The organism is Novosphingobium sp. ERW19 (genome assembly GCF_012641315.1).
In the GTDB taxonomy this organism is placed as follows: domain Bacteria; phylum Pseudomonadota; class Alphaproteobacteria; order Sphingomonadales; family Sphingomonadaceae; genus Novosphingobium.
The window spans coordinates 206,188-222,308 of record NZ_JABAIC010000008.1 but is presented as its reverse complement, the minus strand read 5'-3'; the positions used below and the strand labels follow the sequence as shown (position 1 = coordinate 222,308).

General features: G+C 62.8%; 17 protein-coding genes. 3 read left to right on the top strand and 14 right to left on the bottom strand.

Going from position 1 to position 16,121, the window contains the following annotated elements:
* Window positions 1–55 precede the first annotated feature (55 nt).
* Together HGI46_RS16225 and HGI46_RS16220 are read left to right on the top strand one after the other, a co-directional pair.
* On the top strand, window positions 56–889 hold the full coding sequence (locus HGI46_RS16225) for a fumarylacetoacetate hydrolase family protein (protein ID WP_168905079.1): 834 nt from the start codon (window positions 56–58) through the stop codon (window positions 887–889).
* Window positions 889–1,728 (top strand): alpha/beta hydrolase, encoded by an 840-nt coding sequence (locus HGI46_RS16220; RefSeq protein ID WP_168905078.1) that lies wholly within the window; start codon window positions 889–891, stop codon window positions 1,726–1,728. The genes HGI46_RS16225 and HGI46_RS16220 overlap by 1 nt, the downstream gene beginning before the upstream one ends.
* On the opposite strand, the gene HGI46_RS16215 is transcribed toward HGI46_RS16220, so the two are convergent.
* The 14 genes from HGI46_RS16215 to HGI46_RS16150 all read right to left on the bottom strand — a co-directional run bounded on the left by HGI46_RS16215 (window position 1,715) and on the right by HGI46_RS16150 (window position 14,971).
* A complete protein-coding gene (locus HGI46_RS16215; RefSeq protein WP_118075493.1) occupies window positions 1,715–2,647 on the bottom strand; it encodes a rhodanese-related sulfurtransferase in 933 nt (310 codons plus the stop codon). The genes HGI46_RS16220 and HGI46_RS16215 overlap by 14 nt on opposite strands.
* Window positions 2,648–2,656: 9 nt before the next feature.
* Window positions 2,657–3,031: an adenosylmethionine decarboxylase gene (gene speD / locus HGI46_RS16210; RefSeq protein ID WP_118075495.1), complete on the bottom strand. Its 375-nt coding sequence runs from the start codon at window positions 3,029–3,031 to the stop codon at window positions 2,657–2,659.
* Window positions 3,031–4,647 carry an FAD-dependent oxidoreductase gene (locus HGI46_RS16205; protein ID WP_168905077.1) on the bottom strand — a complete coding sequence of 539 codons (1,617 nt, stop codon included), beginning with the start codon at window positions 4,645–4,647 and terminating at the stop codon, window positions 3,031–3,033. The genes speD and HGI46_RS16205 overlap by 1 nt, the downstream gene beginning before the upstream one ends.
* Window positions 4,637–6,187, bottom strand: coding sequence for a polyamine aminopropyltransferase (locus HGI46_RS16200; protein WP_168905076.1), 1,551 nt, complete (start codon window positions 6,185–6,187; stop codon window positions 4,637–4,639). The genes HGI46_RS16205 and HGI46_RS16200 overlap by 11 nt, the downstream gene beginning before the upstream one ends.
* Entirely contained in the window at window positions 6,180–6,389 is a 210-nt protein-coding gene (locus HGI46_RS16195) for a DUF350 domain-containing protein (RefSeq protein WP_118075499.1), read from the bottom strand. Before HGI46_RS16195 ends, HGI46_RS16200 begins: the two co-directional genes overlap by 8 nt.
* A gap of 26 nt (window positions 6,390–6,415) precedes the next feature.
* Window positions 6,416–6,562 carry a hypothetical protein gene (locus HGI46_RS16190; protein WP_168905075.1) on the bottom strand — a complete coding sequence of 49 codons (147 nt, stop codon included), beginning with the start codon at window positions 6,560–6,562 and terminating at the stop codon, window positions 6,416–6,418.
* Entirely contained in the window at window positions 6,559–7,821 is a 1,263-nt protein-coding gene (locus tag HGI46_RS16185) for a DUF4178 domain-containing protein (protein ID WP_168905074.1), read from the bottom strand. Before HGI46_RS16185 ends, HGI46_RS16190 begins: the two co-directional genes overlap by 4 nt.
* Window positions 7,818–8,444: a DUF4178 domain-containing protein gene (locus HGI46_RS16180; protein WP_240345012.1), complete on the bottom strand. Its 627-nt coding sequence runs from the start codon at window positions 8,442–8,444 to the stop codon at window positions 7,818–7,820. The genes HGI46_RS16185 and HGI46_RS16180 overlap by 4 nt, the downstream gene beginning before the upstream one ends.
* Before the next feature lie 64 nt (window positions 8,445–8,508).
* Window positions 8,509–9,504, bottom strand: a complete 996-nt coding sequence (locus HGI46_RS16175; RefSeq protein WP_168905073.1) for an SPFH domain-containing protein — start codon at window positions 9,502–9,504, stop codon at window positions 8,509–8,511.
* Between the two features lie 161 nt (window positions 9,505–9,665).
* A complete protein-coding gene (locus HGI46_RS16170) occupies window positions 9,666–10,490 on the bottom strand; it encodes a phytanoyl-CoA dioxygenase family protein (RefSeq protein WP_168905072.1) in 825 nt (274 codons plus the stop codon).
* A 36-nt stretch (window positions 10,491–10,526) separates the two neighbouring features.
* Window positions 10,527–10,931: a DUF6379 domain-containing protein gene (locus HGI46_RS16165; protein ID WP_168905071.1), complete on the bottom strand. Its 405-nt coding sequence runs from the start codon at window positions 10,929–10,931 to the stop codon at window positions 10,527–10,529.
* 34 nt (window positions 10,932–10,965) lie between these two features.
* A complete protein-coding gene (locus HGI46_RS16160; RefSeq protein WP_168905070.1) occupies window positions 10,966–11,874 on the bottom strand; it encodes a TIM barrel protein in 909 nt (302 codons plus the stop codon).
* A gap of 68 nt (window positions 11,875–11,942) precedes the next feature.
* Window positions 11,943–14,072 (bottom strand): TonB-dependent receptor, encoded by a 2,130-nt coding sequence (locus HGI46_RS16155; RefSeq protein WP_168905069.1) that lies wholly within the window; start codon window positions 14,070–14,072, stop codon window positions 11,943–11,945.
* Window positions 14,073–14,368: 296 nt separating this feature from the next.
* Window positions 14,369–14,971, bottom strand: a complete 603-nt coding sequence (locus HGI46_RS16150) for a TetR/AcrR family transcriptional regulator (RefSeq protein ID WP_168905068.1) — start codon at window positions 14,969–14,971, stop codon at window positions 14,369–14,371.
* A 180-nt stretch (window positions 14,972–15,151) separates the two neighbouring features.
* Between HGI46_RS16150 and HGI46_RS16145 the strand changes: the two genes are divergently transcribed.
* Entirely contained in the window at window positions 15,152–16,033 is an 882-nt protein-coding gene (locus tag HGI46_RS16145; RefSeq protein WP_168905067.1) for an aldose 1-epimerase, read from the top strand.
* Window positions 16,034–16,121 lie beyond the last annotated feature (88 nt).

Below are 16,121 nucleotides of genomic sequence, written 5' to 3'. Positions count from 1 at the left end.
TGCGCTGGCAGGATCGGCGGTGCAGGCACAAGGCGTCCTCAGGGGAGACAAGACCATGGCCCGTTACATCAGCTTCCGCCGTCCTGACGGCACCCCCAGCTTCGGCCGCCTTGAGGGCGAGACGGTGCATGACCTCGGGCCACAGGGCGCCGCCGCATGGCTCAAGGACGCCGTGGCCGGTGATCTGTCCGCGCTTGCCGCAACCGCGACCCATGCCCGCGCCGACGTGCGCCTGCTGCCGCTGATCCCCAATCCGAACAAGATCCTTTGCGTGGGCCTGAACTACGCCACCCACGTCGCCGAGACGGGGCGCGACCAAAAGGAATTCCCGGCGATCTTCACCCGCTGGGCCGACAGCCTGATCGCCGATGGCGAGCCGCTGGTGCGCCCGCCCGAGACCACCCGCTTCGACTACGAAGGCGAACTCGCCGTGGTCATCGGCAAGGGCGGCCGCCGCATCCCGCGCGAAAAGGCGCTGGAACATGTCGCCGGGTACTCGGTGTTCAACGATGGTTCGGTGCGCGACTGGCAGCGCCACAACATCCAGTTCACGCCGGGCAAGAACTTCCCCGGCACCGGCGCCTTCGGCCCGGCCCTCGTCACGCCCGACGAACTGCCCGATCTTGGCGACCAGCGCGTGCAGACCCGCATCAACGGCCAGCTCGTCCAGGACCAGCCCGTCTCCGACATGATCTGGGACGTCGCCTTCGTGATCGAATACTGCTCGACCTTCACCACCCTCGAACCCGGCGACGTCATCGCCTCCGGCACCCCCGGCGGCGTCGGCGACAAACGCAACCCACCCCTCTACATGAAAGCAGGCGACATCGCCGAAATCTCCATCGGCAAAGTCGGCACCCTCACCAACCCCGTGATTGACGAAGCTTGATGTCGGCTTCCGATACCATTGCCGCGATGGGCAGCGCGCTCGGCCCGCAAGTGCTCGAAGCCTGCGGCGCGCTGTTCGATGCCGAGCAGCGCGAGCTTGCCGCGCGCGTGCCCGTCCTGACCGCCGATTGTGCTTACGGGCCACACGATCGGCACCGCCTCGATCTTTATCGTACGGTCGCCGATCACGACCTGCCGGTCGTCCTGTTCGTCCATGGGGGCGGGTTCCGGCTTGGCGACAAGGGCGATGCAGGTTCGTGGCAGAACGCCGCCGTGGCCCGGACGATGGCCGAAGCCGGGTTCCTTGGCGCGGCGATGAATTATCGGCTTCTGCCCGATGCGCGCTGGCCGCAAGGGGGCGAGGACGTAGTGGCGGCGGTCGAGTGGCTTCGCAACAACGCGAGCGATCATGGCGGCGACCCGGCGCGGATCGTGGTCGTGGGCACATCCGCGGGTGCCGTGCACATCGCCACCGCGCTGAAACGACGGCCCGACTTGCCGGTTGCCGGAGTGGTGCTGCTCTCGGGCCTGTATGGTTACACCCTGCTCGATGCCAAGGACGAGCCGTATTATGGTCCGAACGAGGACTACGACGCGAAAATGCCGCGCGAGGCCGTGGCTTCGACCGGCATTCCCTTGTTCGTTTGCTGTGCGCAGTACGATCCTCCACGCTTCCAGGCCGAATTTCTTGGCCTTATGGCAGAGCGTCTCGAACGGCATGGCGTTATGCCGAACGGAATGATCCTGTCCGGCCACAATCACTATTCCATGGCCATGCACATCGGAACGGCGGACCGCCGCCTGACCGACGAAATCGTGGCGTTCGTCAGGTCCGTGTAGCGCCGATGTGGCTTGTGCCGCGGGCCCGCGCGAGCTTCTCCTGACGATCGCGCTCGCGGGCCGAAGCGCGCTGTTCCTCGGTGCGCTCATCGTAGCAGCCCGCGCAGGAAACGCCGTCCTCGTAGAGCGGTGAGGCACGGCCCTCCTCGTCAACGGGGCGGCGGCAGGCGCGGCAAAGCACGTGGCTGCCAAGCGCGAGGCCATGGCCCACGGTCACGCGCTCATCGAACACGAAACATTCGCCGCGCCACAGGCTTTCCTCTTCGGGCACTTCCTCGAGGTACTTCAGGATGCCGCCCTTGAGGTGATAGACCTGATCGATGCCTTCGGCCTTGAGAAAGGCGGTGGACTTTTCGCAACGGATGCCGCCGGTGCAGAACATCGCGACCTTGGGGGTCTTGCCTTCTCCCAAAAGCTTCTCGCGTTCTCGCCGGAACCAGCCGGGAAATTCACGGAAGGTGGCAGTCCGGGGATCGATGGCGCGTTCGAACGTGCCGGCTGCCACTTCGTAATCGTTGCGGGTATCGATCACGATCGTTTCGGGGTCGGCAATCAGCGCATTCCAGTCCTGCGGCGAAACATAGGTGCCAACGCTGGCGCGCGGATCGATGCCCTCGACGCCCATCGTCACGATCTCGCGCTTGATGCGCACTTTCATGCGATAGAACGGCATGCCAGATGCATGGGAGTACTTGACGTCGGTATCGGCGCAGTCTGGCTGGGCGCGGATGAAATCAACAACGTGCGCAATGCCATCGGCGCTACCGGCGATCGTGCCGTTGATGCCTTCGTGGGCGACCAGCAGCGTACCCTTGATGCCTTGCGCCTTGCAGGTGCCTTCAAGCGCATCGCGCAAGGCGGCAGGGTCCGCGATTGGCGTGAACCGATAAAGTGCTGCGACGGTGACCGACGATTCCATGCCGCGCCCTTAGGGCAAGCGGCAGGGTTTGTCAGTCCCGAGACGCTGCAAGGCATGCTGCCGCGTGATCCTGCCGCCGAGCATGGAGGCGATCACCGCCAAGCCAGCCGCCGCATCGGCGTTTTCGCCACAGACAAACAGATCGACGGCCGCGACGCCGATCTCCGGCCAAGTGTGGATCGATATGTGCGATTCCGCCAGCATGGCGACCGCGGTCAACCCCATCGCTTCACCGAAATGATGCAGATGCACCCCGACGACATGGGCCTTGGCCACGCTCGCGGCCATGCGCAGCACCTGTTCGACATGCGCGGCATCATCGAGCCTGTGGCATTCATCCAGATCGGCGATGAGGTGGACACTCGTGCCCGGGAGATGGGCCATCAGGCAAGACTTTCAAACGGATGCGCGAGATGGGCCAAGGCGCTCTCGGCGGCAGTCACACCGCGATAATGCGCTTCCTCGAACAGCGAAAGGCCCGAGAGATCGGAGTGGGCAAGCCAGACCGCGGGCGAACCTTGCGCGGCGGCGGTCCTGGCAGGATCGGAGAGAAAGCCGGGCACGGGCCGCACCATGGCATGGCCCCAGCGCCATACGTCGATCCGCTCGATCGCGCCCAGAAGATCGGGGTTCATCGCCAGCAGATCATCCTGCACCATCCGCTGCCAGGCGGCCAAGCTGCGCGTCATCAGGATCTTGCGCGCCTGCTGCGGCGTTTCGCGGCTGAGCGGGAGATACCAGGTCAAAACCGTGGGACCGCCGTCCGCCGAGGAGGTCTGGTGCGTGGCGACAACATAGCCGAGGCTTTCGCTCGCTGCCGAGACATTGTCCCACGCCAGCGGTGCGCCCTTGCCACGCGGCGGGCGGCTGACCGTGACATTCGCCACGACCCACGGTGCATAGCTGAACCGGCCCATGGCAGCGTGCTGCGGCGCTACCCTTTGGGCAACGAAGTGGGGCATGGCGAGGATGGCGGCGCGGGCGCGAACAAGGTTGGTCACATTGGCACGATGATCGAAGACATGGGCCATCACCGCTGATCCGGCTGCTTCGACCCGGACCACCGACCGCGCTGTTCGCAAATTGGAGGTAATCCGGTCGGCCATCGCCCGGACCAGCCGGCCATTGCCCTCGGGCCAGGTCAGTTCGCGATCACCATCATTCCCGGCGGCCCAGCCGCGACGCCCGGCGAAATAGTGGATGCCCGCCCAGGCTGAAACATGCTCGGGCTCCGAGCCGTAATCATCCCTGCAGCAATAGCGCAAGTGAGCGCGCAACGGGGCAGAGGTATAGCCCTGCGCGTCGAGCCACTGCGCGAAGCTTTGCTGGTCGAGCGAGCGGTACCGCTCATCCGTGCTCGAGACCGCCATGGGCGAGGCAAACGCGGGCCTGCCATCGCGGCCGATGGCATCGCGAAACCCAGTCATCGCGGAGGTGAAGCGCGCCTGCTGGTCCTTGTCGCCATTCGACAGGGCGGTCTGGGGAACAAGGCCTTCCTGCCACTTGCCACGCCACAGCAATCGCTCCTCAAGGTCTGCACAAAGCTGGAGCGGATCATAGACCGGCGTGCCGTTTGCCTCGCCCGTTATCATGCCGAAGCCTTTCAGCATGTGCCGCAGCGCGCGGGCCTCGCGGTTGGGCACGGGCAGATAATGCGCGCCCAGCGGATAGGCGCTGGTGGCGTTGCTGCCCGATCTTCCGTTGCCGCCGGGCGCGTCTTCCAGTTCAAACAGGGCAAAGCGGGTGAAGCCGGCCTCGGCCAGGCGCCAGCCGGCGGCAAGGCCGGCAACGCCGCCGCCCGCAATCAGGATGTCGATCTCCTCGACGGGGCCTGATGGCGCCGGAAACCTGCCTTCCCGGATGAGGTGGCCCCGCTGCCAGTCAGCGCCGGAGAGGGTACCGGGCAGGGGGGTATCGCCGCACCCTCCTAGCAGCGCCGTCGCCCCCGCTCCTGCCGCAGCGCCAGCAAGCACTTGCCGCCGGGTCGGCTCAGCCTTCATAGCGGCCCCACTCTTCGGCGAAGCTGCGCACAAGCGCCTGATTGTCGAGCCGGTTTACCGGGGCAGGGCGGCGCGCCATATCGGGCGGGAAATCGAACATCGCCCGTTCGCTGGCCGCTGTGAGGAAGCGCAGGTTCGTCGGCAAGCGTACCACATCCAATGGAGCGGCATGGGCGGCCATGGTGAAGCCCCATTCGCCGAAGCTCGGCACGTAGACGTGATAGCCGCGCACATTAAGCCCGGCGGCCTCGAGCGTGCTGGCCACGGTCCAGTACGAGCGCGGGGCAATCAGTGGCGAAGTGCTCTGCACGGTCATCACGCCTTCGGGGGCGAGCAGGCGGGCAACCTCGCGATAGAATGTCTCGGTATAGAGTTTGCCCAGCGAAAACTCGGTGGGATCAGGAAAGTCGACGATGATCGCGTCGAACTGGCGCTGTTGTTCGCGCACCCAGCGAAAGGCATCGGCATTGACCATCGTGAGCCGGGGAGAGGCCAGCGACCCGGCATTGAGCTGCGCCAGTTGTGGCGTATCGCGGAACAGGCGGGTCATCTCGGGATCGAGATCGACCAGCGTAACGTGGCCAACGCGGCCATCGCGCAGCACCTCTCGCGCGGCAAGGCCATCGCCGCCACCGAGAATCAGCACTTGGCGGGGCGTGGCAACCCTGCCCAGAACCGGCCACACGAGTGCTTCGTGATAACGATATTCGTCGCGCGTGGAGAACTGCAAGTTGCCGTTGAGATAGAGCCGCAAGTCACCGCTTTGGCGCGTCAGCACGATCCGCTGGTAAGGTGTCGAGCGGGCATAGACCACCGGTTCGTTGTAGAACGCAACTTCGCTCCACCGTTGCAACCGATCGGCAAAGGCAAGGCCGCAGACCAGCGAGGCGGCGACCAGCAGCGCCACCGCCATGTCGCGCCCGATACGCTCCTGCCGGCGCAGGGCGATCAGCAAGGCAATGGCAACCGCGACGTTGGCAAGGCCGAAAACGAAACCTGTCCGTATCATGCCCAACCTGGGAACCAGCACCAGCGGGAACAACAGCGAGGCGATCAGCGCGCCGACATAGTCATAAGTCAGCACGTTGGAGACAAGTTCTCGGAAGGCGAACCGGTGCCGGAGGATGCGGATCAGCAGCGGAATTTCCAGCCCGACCAGCACGCCGATGGCCATCACCAGTGCATAAAGCGCAACCCGGAAGTCTCCCACCAGCGGGAACAGCAGGAAAAGACCGGCAGCAGACCATCCGCCCAGCGCGGCGATGAGGATTTCCACCCGGACGAACACCGCCATCTCGCCCGAACGCACATGGCGCGAGAGCCAGCTGCCAACGCCCATCGCAAACAGGTACGTCCCGATGACAGTGGAGAATTGGGTGACACTGTCGCCGAGCAGATAGCTTGCAAGCGTACCTGCCAGAAGTTCGTAGATCAGGCCGCAGGTGGCAACGACCAAGACCGAAACCAGCAGGATGACCGCAAGCGAGGCCGGAGCTGCATCCTGCCCGGCATCCCCTTGGGCAAGCGGTGCTTCATCCATGCACGGCGGCGGCGATGATGTTGGATATGCCGATGGCGACCGCTCCGGCAAGTAGTGCAACGGCCATGTTCTTGCGCTCGATGATCTCGCGCCACAGCTCGCCCGGAGTCAGCTTGTCGACCAGCACGAAGCTGACAATGAAGATGACGATACCGAGGCCGGCATAGAGCATCGTGGCAAGGAAGGTGTTCGCGGTGAGCATGGCAGGCTCCTTTCAGGATCCGGTGATCATTTGTGCGTTGGGCCGACGTGGCCCGAAGCGACGGGACGGTCTTCCTCGTCGCTGTAGAACGACCAGGCGTTGAACGCCGCGAACAGCGCTGCGGCCAGCAAGGCGAGGCAAAACAGGGCGTAGAGGATCAGGCGCCGGGTCATCTGTCGCGGAATCTCCACCACAGCACGGTCAGCGGCCAGGCGAACAGTGCGGTGACCAGCGTCCACCACATCCCCCACGACATCGCGCCGGTGCTGGCCTCGATCGAAAGATTGATTGTCTCGACCGATCCCCATCCATCAATGGTGTACGGGTCGACTGGCCAGCCGTGCGCCGATCCGCTGACATAGACATCGTAGGTGCCGCGCGGCACGTGGCCGAACATGGTATCGCCAGAGCGGCTGCCTTCGCTCCACGCACCGTCTGAATCGGTTCCGGCATAGTGTTCGACCAGACCGAACGCATCGATCGACTGCTCGCTCGAACGATCGACCAGGTTGTATTCGAGATCGACCCAGCGGTTCTCGAAACGATTGGCGTCCGCTTCGATGGTGACGAACTGCCATGGCCTGCGCACGGTGATCGTGCCGACCTTGACAGGCGCGATCTGGCCGCCGACCGGAACCTGGATCAAGGTACTTGCACTCGTGCTCGGCCCTGCGATCACGGCCATTGCGATTGCGGCAAAGATCGAGACGGCGAGGGCAAGCTTGAACATGTTGCCAAGATCGTCCCGCTCCATGCCGATCGCGGGCCGGAACAGCATCGGTCCTCTTGCCATCTTGCGCCGGGGCAGGCTGCGACGCTTCACGCCAAAGGCATTTTCGACATCGGCTTCCGGAACCGGCACAAGTTGCGTCCAGTTCTCCTCGCCAACCGAAACCTCACGCGAAAGCATCGTGTCGCCTGATTGGAACAGCGTTGCGTTGGCCGTGTCGCCTGCCTTCACTCGCCAGTAGAATTCGCCTGCAACTGCGGTGGTCGAGGTTGCCTGGTCTCGCCCCAGTCGAGTGAATGGCGTGCTTCGCCAATAGACCCTGTCTCGAGGGCCTTGAGGCCGATCGGCCAGCATCGTGCCGAATTGCCATTCGCCATCGCAGGCCACCAGCCAGCGATAGCCGAGGTAGGGGTTGAACAGCAGGAACTCCTGCCAGATGGTGATCTGGTCCTTGCGGCGCAGCGCGCCGACGACCTCCCACTCCTGCCCGAACAGCGTGCCACGCTTGCCCAGCTCCAGTGCAAAGTTTTCGTTGGCGCGCTTGTACTTGCGGATCAGTGCCACTTCGGGGCGCGATACGTCGAGCAGCGAACCGCAATGCTGGCAGGCGAGGTTGACCGTAAATCCCGCGGCGCGCAATTCGATCGTGCCACCGCAGGCGGGGCAAGTGACCGCATTGCCGCCCGAAGTGCCCGCAGTCACCGCAGCTCTCCGGGAACGGTCCAGCCCTCGATCTGACGCAGGTTTCCGGGCTTGAGGGCGACCAGATCCCAACTGTCGCCGAACCACGCCGTCGTCGCGCGGTCGTCGCGCTGAAGGGAAAGCACCTCGCCACTGGCCGAGCGGAAGTCGACGCTGGTCATCTTCATGCCGATCTGCGTGCGGATCGGCAGGTCACCCTCGCTGCCAAGGCACTCGACCCGCTTGACATCGCTTGCAAAGAGTTGGCGTCCATCGACTTCGATCACGTCCCCCGGCGTGAAGGTGCCGCCTTCCGCAAAGGCGCGGACTTCTGCGCGGTCGAGCAATTGCGGCCATTCGGCCGTCAGCATGAACATGCCAGCGGCCTCGGCCAGCCAGTACTGCGCGCCGCTATCGGCCATGGCCAGCCATTCGTTCCACGAGCCGCCGGCCCAAGCCCAGCGCACCCGCCCGACCACGACCATGCTGCGCCCATCGGCCATAAGCGTGGTGCCAAGCTGGATGGGCGAAACATCGAACGGCAGGACCGCAACCTTGCCCACGTCCTCGATATCGAGCCCGTGGCGCAGGATCAGTGTCTGGCAGTAGGGACACGTGGCATAGGGAAGGGAGGCGCCTCGCACCGGCACTTGCGCTCCGCACGAAGGGCAATTCATCACGTCCCGCTTCCCCAATGCGAACGCGCAATCAGCGGATTCGCGCGAGCAGCTCGGCCTTCTTGGCATCGAACTCCTGCTGGCTCAATGCGCCCAGGGTCACGAGCCTGTGGAGTTTCTCGATCGTGGCGAGGGGATCTTCCTCGGTGGCAGCGGGAGCAGGCGCGGGGGCCGCTGCCTGGCCCAGTCCCTGGGCCATCGCGCCACCCAAAGCCGTGGCAGCAGCAACCCCGGCGCCGATTCCGGCTACGCCGCCGCCATCCTGATTGGCGGCATCCTCGATGGCTTCGGCTGCCTGGAAGCGGGTGTAATTGCCAAGATCGCCGAGCACGCGCATGGAGCTCGCCTTGTCGAGGTGAGCCTGCACTTCATCAGGCAGGGAAACGCTTTCGACATAGAACGAAAGGCAGGTCAGCCCCCACTGCGCAAAGGCCTTGTCGACCTCAAGCTTGATCCGGTCCGAAAGCGCCTGCTGGTTTGCCGCCAGATCGAGGAAGGCAATGCCACTGCCGCCAAGGGCCGTGGCCATCGCGGTCTGGATCGCGGCGCGCAATTGCGGTTCGAGCGAGGGCACCGCGACGCCAGCCAGCGTCCCCATCACGCGCGAGATAAAGGGCGCAACTTCGTTGACGCGGAAGGAATAGGAGCCGAAGGCACGCAGGCGCAGCGCGCCGAATTCAGCATCGCGCACGGTGACGGGCTGGGCTGTCCCCCACTTCAGGCCATGCTGCTCTTTCAGAGAGAGGAACACGACGTCAGATTTGAACGGCGACTTGAAGGCCTTGTCCCAGTTCATCAGATTGGACAACAAGGGCAGGTTGGCGGTCTCAAGCGTATGGAGGCCCGGCCCGAAGTAGTCCGCCACGCGGCCTTCATTGACAAAGGCCGCGACCTGACCTTCGCGCACTGTCAACTGCGCGCCGTGCTGAATTTCGCGATCGGCAAAGGGCACGCGCCAGGCCAATTCGCCGGGCTGCTCCAGCCATTCGATGACATCGACAAATTGCTTGCGGATAAAATCGAACATCACTGGCGCCTTACGAAAACAAGGGACTGTTTCCGGCAGCCTAACTTGTGACTGCCGCTAAGCAAGTGCGCATGCGGAAAACGTCTGCCAACGGTATTGGCCAATCAACGGCGTTTAGCCCCCAAGTGACCGGCGCCCAGGCGATAGCCTGGGCGCGATCTTCACGCCGTAAGCGCGCCCAGATGGGTTTCCCAAGTGATGGTATCGTTGTGCGAATGTGTGAAGCCGATCGATCGTTCGAAGTCGACACAGGCTTTCGAGCGGAAAGCGACGATATAGGTGCGGCGCCAGCGGTCCGGCGACGTGTTCCCGCCTGAGCCGTGAACGATCAGTTCGTCATGCACGGTAATGTCACCCCGCTTCAGTGGAAGATCGACCACAGTATCAGCATCGGTCAGTTCAACACTGAGAATGTGCGACTTGCTGCGATCCTCACCCATCAGCGGACGGTGCGGGCGAAGGCCCTGCTTTTGCGAGCCCGGCACCACCTTTAGGCATCCGTTTTCCAGATCGGCGTCGTCAAGCGCGAGGCTGCAGGTGGCAGTCAGCGGCTCGGGCGTGCCGGTCGGCCAGTATCCCAGGTCCTGGTGCATCGTGAACACGGCGTCGGGCTTTGCGGGGCGCTTTGCAAGGAACTGGTCGTAATCGAGGGTTGCGCTCTCCCCGAGCAATTGGCGCGATATCGAGGCTGCGCGCCGTTCGTAAAGGTTGTCCCGCAGGGTTGGCTCGTAGTGACGCGGCAGCACCGCATTCACGAGGCTGAAGTTCTCGAACTCACGGTCATATGGCCCGGACATGTCACAGAAATCCTTGCCCATGCCGCTGACTTCGCCGCGAATGAAGCGCTCGAACTCGGCTTCCAGCGGTGCAAGTTCCTCCTCCGTCATCACGCCGCACAAGGTGATGTAGCCTTCGCGATGGTACTGGGCGATCACCTCTGGCGTGAGGATGTATTCATCGCCTTGACGGCCGTATTGCTGGGTCATTTTGCGGATACTTTCGTGAGATTAGATGGAGCAGGGTCAGGCGATGCAGATGGTGCCATAGCGTTCGGCATGCATCGGGAAGATGTGCACATCGGGCGGGAAGTAGGAATAGCGAATGCGGGCGACGACCTCGATCTTGTGGACGCCCGGTTCAAGGCCGCCGGGCTTGTCGACAAGGATTTCGCCCCATTCGGTCAAGCCCCAGCGCGCGGTAATTTCCTCACGCATTTCGGCCATGGTGTAGACTTCATCGCGGATGCCGAAACGGTTGTTTTCGTGATCGTAGAAAACGCCATCGACCGTCACGTCGAAGCCATCGAGCTGCGACAGGCGGGTGCCGTGGTAGTTGGGGATGCGGATGCGGATGGCGAAGCCTTCGCGCGCGCCCACGGGTCCGAAATTGCGGAATCCGGTGCTCTGGATGAGCTGATGTTCGAGCATGGTGTTCTCCGGGAATTCTATGTGCGAAACGGGATCAGGCGAACTTGCCTTCGTCGAACTCCCGCTCGAGCTTGCGCAGCAGCACGTGCTGTCGGCGAACCTGATCAATCGAACGCCACGGCGCGCGCCAACCTTCGTATTCGCTGGAAAGATAGCCGGAGTAGCCCGAGCGCTTGATGGCCGAGATCACCGGCTTCCACGGGATGTTCTGGTCCTCGAGGTTCTCGTCGATGTCGTGGAACTTTGCCTGGATGAATACCACGTATTTGGCGATATCGAGGAAGTGTTCGGGCGGAACCTTGATGCCGTTGAGGAACTCCATGTGCTTGCGCGCTTCCTCGTTGATCTGGTGCGAGCCCCAGTGCGTCAGCGGCCGGTCCTGGAAGATGCCGGTGTCGATCATCAGGCCGAAGTTCTTCGTGCCGGTGCGCTCGATGAGGTTGATGTAACCGTCGACAACTTCATGCTTGATCGGCGTGGGGGCGTGAATTTCCGGGCAGATCACCACGCCCAGCTTGTGGGCGAGGTCGAGGTTGCGCTCGGTATAGGCCTCCCACTGCGGTTCGGGGATCAGATCATGCGACAGCACGCCGAACTTCGGGCGGAGGAACTTGAAGCCGAGCTGGTGCGCAAGTCGCAGGTCGCGCTCGAGTTCCGCCGCACCTTCCTCGACGGTGAGGCTGCGCTGGAGAGTAATGCGCATGTCGACCCACGAGCACATGTTGGTCGGTTCAAGCTTGTACTTGTCCAGCAGGCCAAACCAGCGATCGAGAAACTGGCTGGAAGGGTGGGGATAGCCCTCGATCTGGCCCTCGCCCAGAATCTCGATGCCGGTGGCGCCGGTATCCGCGATATGGTCGAACGCGTCTTCGAGCGTCATGACCGAGCCGTAGTCATCGACGTAGCTGTAAGTTGAAACACCGTATTTGAACGAACCGGGCATGTCTTGCTCCTGGAAGGCCGGAGACGAAGCCCACCGGACCTCGCCTCATGCCGAATGCAATTGTCAGATCAGAAGTTCACGCTCGCCCGCACGCCGTAGGTGCGCGGTGGCTGGAACTGATAGTTGTCGCTGAAGCCGTTGAAGTTCTGCTCGGCGAAGGACAGCACGTTCTTGTTGAAGACGTTGCGGACATAAGCCTGCAGCTTCCAGCCACCGGCATTCGGCTCGATCGCTGCCGACAGGTTGCCGAGGAAATAGGACGGCGAGCGGATCTGCTGCAGATTGAATGCCGAGTAATAGAAGCTGGATGAGTACTTGCCGTCAGCGCGGAACGACAGCAGGTGATCGCCCAGTGGCACGCCCTGTTCGAAGCCCATCGAGGCGGTGAAATGCGGGGCGTTGGGCAGCTGGTTCTTGCTGATGTCGACGTTCTGGTTGTTGCCGTTGGTGACGATGATGTTGTCGCCGAACTTCGTGTCGAGCAGGGTGCTGTTGAGGTAGAGCTTCGTGTTCTCGGCAACGCGGGCGTTGAGCTGGCCTTCCAGGCCAAGCACGCGGGCGCTGCCGACGTTGAACACGCCGGTCGAGCATGTCGGGCAGGTGCTTTGCTGAGCCTGGTAACCCTTGTAATTGAAGTAGAAGGCGGCGAAGTTGAGCTGCAGGGCATTGCCCATCAACGTGTTCTTCGTGCCGATTTCGAAGGCGTCTACCTGCTCCGCGCCATAGGGCGTGGCAGCGACCGAGCCGTTCGAGTTGAAGCCGCCCGACTTGTAGCCGCGATCGTACTTGGCATAGATGAGGCGCCCCGATTCTGGCCGCCAATTGAGACCGAGATGCCAAGTCGGCTTGCTTTCCTTGGTCTCGCCATTGCCGGAATTGACGATCGGGAACGGCGGGCAGGTGCCGGGCGCCGGGAAGCCGTTGCCGCATAGCGGGAATGCCAGCGCGGGCAGGAGCAGCACCGAATTGCCGGTGCGAGACTTGTTGTCCCACGTGTAGCGGGCGCCGGCCGAGAGCTGGAGTTGTTCGGTCAGGTCATAATCGGCCTGCGCGAAGATCGCGTCGGACTTGGTCTTGACCGCAAAGTCGAAGGCGATGCCATAGCGAAACGACTGGTCGGCATTGGGCGCGAACGACAGCGGGCCGCCCGGCGCGAACAGGCCGGTCATCTCGCGGTTGTAGAGCCCGGCGGCAAGCGCGTTGTCTTCGGTGAAGCGGAAGTATCCGGCTTGGATGAAGAGCTTGCCGGTCTTCTCGTTGCTGATGCGAACTTCGTGGTTCCAGGTCGTCGGTGCCTGGGTGTTGAGATACTGGCGGTTGGCCGGATAGTTCGGACCAGTAGCGTCGAGCGTCAAGTCGAACTGCTGCTTGTCCCACCCGCCCGAGTAGATCAGGTTGATATTGCCGAGGCCGCTGTAGCTGGCTTCCCAACGGATGCGTTCGCCCTTGAGCACAGTGCGTGTCTGAGAATCGCTGCGGAACGCAGGCAGCGGATCGAAGCTGGGCTGCGGCGCGCCCAATGTGTTCTTGAGGACCGCCTCGCCATCGGTATCGCGATCATCTCGCTGGTAAGATACCCACAAATCCAAGCCATCCTTGGCGAAGCGAGCCTGGATGCGACCGGATTTGAAGTCCTCGTTGTCAGCCGACTTCATCAAGCCGACCTGGCGACGGTAGCCGTCGTGCTTGAGGAAAGTGCCCGAGGCGCGCAGCGCGAAGCTCTCGGACAGGGCAAGGTTGACGGCAGCGTCGGCGTTGGTCGTGTCGTAGTTGCCGTATTCGAACGAGGCCGAGACCTCGTTCTTGAACTTGGGCCGGTTTGTGATGATGCTGACCAGACCGCCGGTCGAGTTGCGGCCCTGCAGCGTGCCCTGCGGCCCCTTCAGCACTTCAACGCGGGCAACGTCATACATCGACGTGTTGATCGAATAGGCGCGGTTGGTGAAAAAGCCGTCGCGCGCAACCGGTACCGATGGGTCGCCCAGTTCCGTCACGTCGGTCGAGGCAATACCGCGCACGGCGATGTACGCGGAGCTGTTCGAACTCGAGACGTTGAGGCTGGGATCGATCGCGGAGAGGTCCCGCACTGAATTGATCCCGCTATCGGCCAGGTCCGCGCCCGTATAGACGTTGAGCGCGATCGGCGTGTCCTGGGCCGAAGTCTCGATGCGATTGGCGGTTACGATGATATCGCCCACGCCGCGCTCGGAGGCTTCTGCCGCATCGGCTTGGCTTGTACCTTGGGGTTCTTGGGTGGCTTGTGCAAGGGCCGGCGAGCACAGCGCAAGGGCAGATGTTGCAAGCAAAATGGCAGCCGTTCTCATGGCATTCCCTCCCGATCATAGTTGTCGGTGTCCCGAAGGCCCGATATTTGATCGGTGATTAGATTTGCATAAACCCAGCGTCAAGCGTTAATCTAATCAGTGCTCTGATCAGGCGTGGAGATGCTGACGCGGGCACGAGGCCGTGATAGTCGCCGCAGCAGTACCGGGGATCAGTCTGCCAGAGCGGCGAGTGTGGCGCGGGCGACGATGGCCTCTGCGATATCGACAGTGGGCACAATGCTCTGGCCAGGCCGGATCACGCCCTTCTTGCGCATCGAAGAAAAGCCATAGATCGCCGACCAGAAGGCGATCACGCGCAAATCTGCCTCGTCGTCGGAGATGCCCGGGATTGCTGCGCGGAGATGGTCCCGCAAGTTGAAGTGGCCTTGGAGCTGGTATTCCAGCAGCTTGGTGTCGAGCACCGGCGAGGTCAGCTCACTTTCGTACATGAGGTCGAGCAGGAACGGGTTGTTTTCAGCAAAGCGGATGAACAGGAGGCCCATGCGACTGAGCTTCTGCTCTGGGGTAACCGTGCTGCGCCGGACTTGCTCGGCCCCGTCGAGCATTTCCTCGAAGCCTTCAATGGCAAGCGCCAACAGGAGCGAGCGGCGGTCGGGGAAATGATGGTAGGGAGCCCCTGGCGAAACGCCGACCTGTTGGGCAAGCGTGCGGATGGACAGTCCGTGGTGCCCGTGTTGCCGTACATATTCACGCCCCGCATCGAGCAGGTCGCGGCGCAGGTTTTCGCGGTGATACGGCTTCTTGGCGGGCATAAAATCTCTCGGGCGACCGGACAGGCTTGCGAGCTATCGGATAGCTTCCCTAACAGCAAACCGCCAGCTGGCCAGCCGGAAAGCGCAGGTGCTCGCCAAGTAGGGCGGGGGGGGGCAGGTGTCAGCTCGGCTGCTCGCAAGCGACTTGCCTGCAAATCTGATCAGTGATCAAAGGCGGTGATGCAGTGTAACAAGAAATGGACGATTTCCGCCTGGGATTACGAAGTAGCGATTGCGCCAGGCGTAGGCGGTTCGCTGCGTGGCCTTTTCTGGCAGGGTTCGCCGGTGCTTCGTACCGCACGGACCGACCACATCCTTGACGCCGCCTGCTTTCCCATCGTGCCTTTTTGCAACCGCATCGCAGACAGCCGATTTGAAGTCGCCGGCGTCAGCTATCGCCTGTCATCCAACTTTCCCGATGCCTACCATCCCCACGCGTTGCACGGCTATGGCTGGGTGCGGCCGTGGCAGGTGATCGATCACGACATGTCGTCGATTCGGATGGTCCATGGCTATTCCGATGGCGAGTGGCCATGGCACTATCGCGCTGAACAGACATTGGAGTTGGGAGCCAAAGGCGTAATGATGCGACTGGAGGTGACCAATCTCGGCCCAGGACGAATGCCAGCGGGACTCGGATTTCATCCCTATTTCCCAGGCGATGGCAGCACTGTTTTCCGTGGCTTGCACCGCTACGAATGGCAGACTGCGCCAGACGGACTGCCACTCACGCTTGTGGATGCAGGCGACGCCGTGGACTGGTGGAAAGGCGCAGCCGTCACGACGCGCATGGTCGATACGATTCAGGAGGGGCGCCAAGGCGTGCTAACGGTCCTGCGGCCAGCAGACGATCTGCTGATCGAGATGACACCGTGCCCGGCACTGTCCTGTACCGGGGTGTATGTCGCACAAGACGCGGAATTCTTCTGCATCGAGCCGCTGACCCATCCAACTGATGCCATCAATCGCACCCCCGGACGCATGACGTGGCTGGCTGAGGGCGAGACGCTGGCAGCCAGCTTGCTGATCCGCGCGCAAAATAGCCTGTTCGGCATCGATTGACTTTGGCGCGGCACAATCTAATCATCGATTAGATAGTCAATTGTCTGCAGCGTCACGGGCGAGAGTGCCCTGCTGCGACGGAGGGATG

Bases quoted from the DNA above. Each gene is read 5' to 3' on its own strand.
- HGI46_RS16225 (WP_168905079.1), top strand. From the start codon at position 56: ATGGCCCGTTACATCAGCTTCCGCCGTCCTGACGGCACCCCCAGCTTC.
- HGI46_RS16220 (WP_168905078.1), top strand. From the start codon at position 889: ATGTCGGCTTCCGATACCATTGCCGCGATGGGCAGCGCGCTCGGCCCG.
- HGI46_RS16215 (WP_118075493.1), bottom strand. From the start codon at position 2,647: ATGGAATCGTCGGTCACCGTCGCAGCACTTTATCGGTTCACGCCAATC.
- speD (WP_118075495.1), bottom strand. From the start codon at position 3,031: ATGGCCCATCTCCCGGGCACGAGTGTCCACCTCATCGCCGATCTGGAT.
- HGI46_RS16205 (WP_168905077.1), bottom strand. From the start codon at position 4,647: ATGAAGGCTGAGCCGACCCGGCGGCAAGTGCTTGCTGGCGCTGCGGCA.
- HGI46_RS16200 (WP_168905076.1), bottom strand. From the start codon at position 6,187: ATGGATGAAGCACCGCTTGCCCAAGGGGATGCCGGGCAGGATGCAGCT.
- HGI46_RS16195 (WP_118075499.1), bottom strand. From the start codon at position 6,389: ATGCTCACCGCGAACACCTTCCTTGCCACGATGCTCTATGCCGGCCTC.
- HGI46_RS16190 (WP_168905075.1), bottom strand. From the start codon at position 6,562: ATGACCCGGCGCCTGATCCTCTACGCCCTGTTTTGCCTCGCCTTGCTG.
- HGI46_RS16175 (WP_168905073.1), bottom strand. From the start codon at position 9,504: ATGTTCGATTTTATCCGCAAGCAATTTGTCGATGTCATCGAATGGCTG.
- HGI46_RS16170 (WP_168905072.1), bottom strand. From the start codon at position 10,490: ATGACCCAGCAATACGGCCGTCAAGGCGATGAATACATCCTCACGCCA.
- HGI46_RS16165 (WP_168905071.1), bottom strand. From the start codon at position 10,931: ATGCTCGAACATCAGCTCATCCAGAGCACCGGATTCCGCAATTTCGGA.
- HGI46_RS16160 (WP_168905070.1), bottom strand. From the start codon at position 11,874: ATGCCCGGTTCGTTCAAATACGGTGTTTCAACTTACAGCTACGTCGAT.
- HGI46_RS16150 (WP_168905068.1), bottom strand. From the start codon at position 14,971: ATGCCCGCCAAGAAGCCGTATCACCGCGAAAACCTGCGCCGCGACCTG.
- HGI46_RS16145 (WP_168905067.1), top strand. From the start codon at position 15,152: ATGCAGTGTAACAAGAAATGGACGATTTCCGCCTGGGATTACGAAGTA.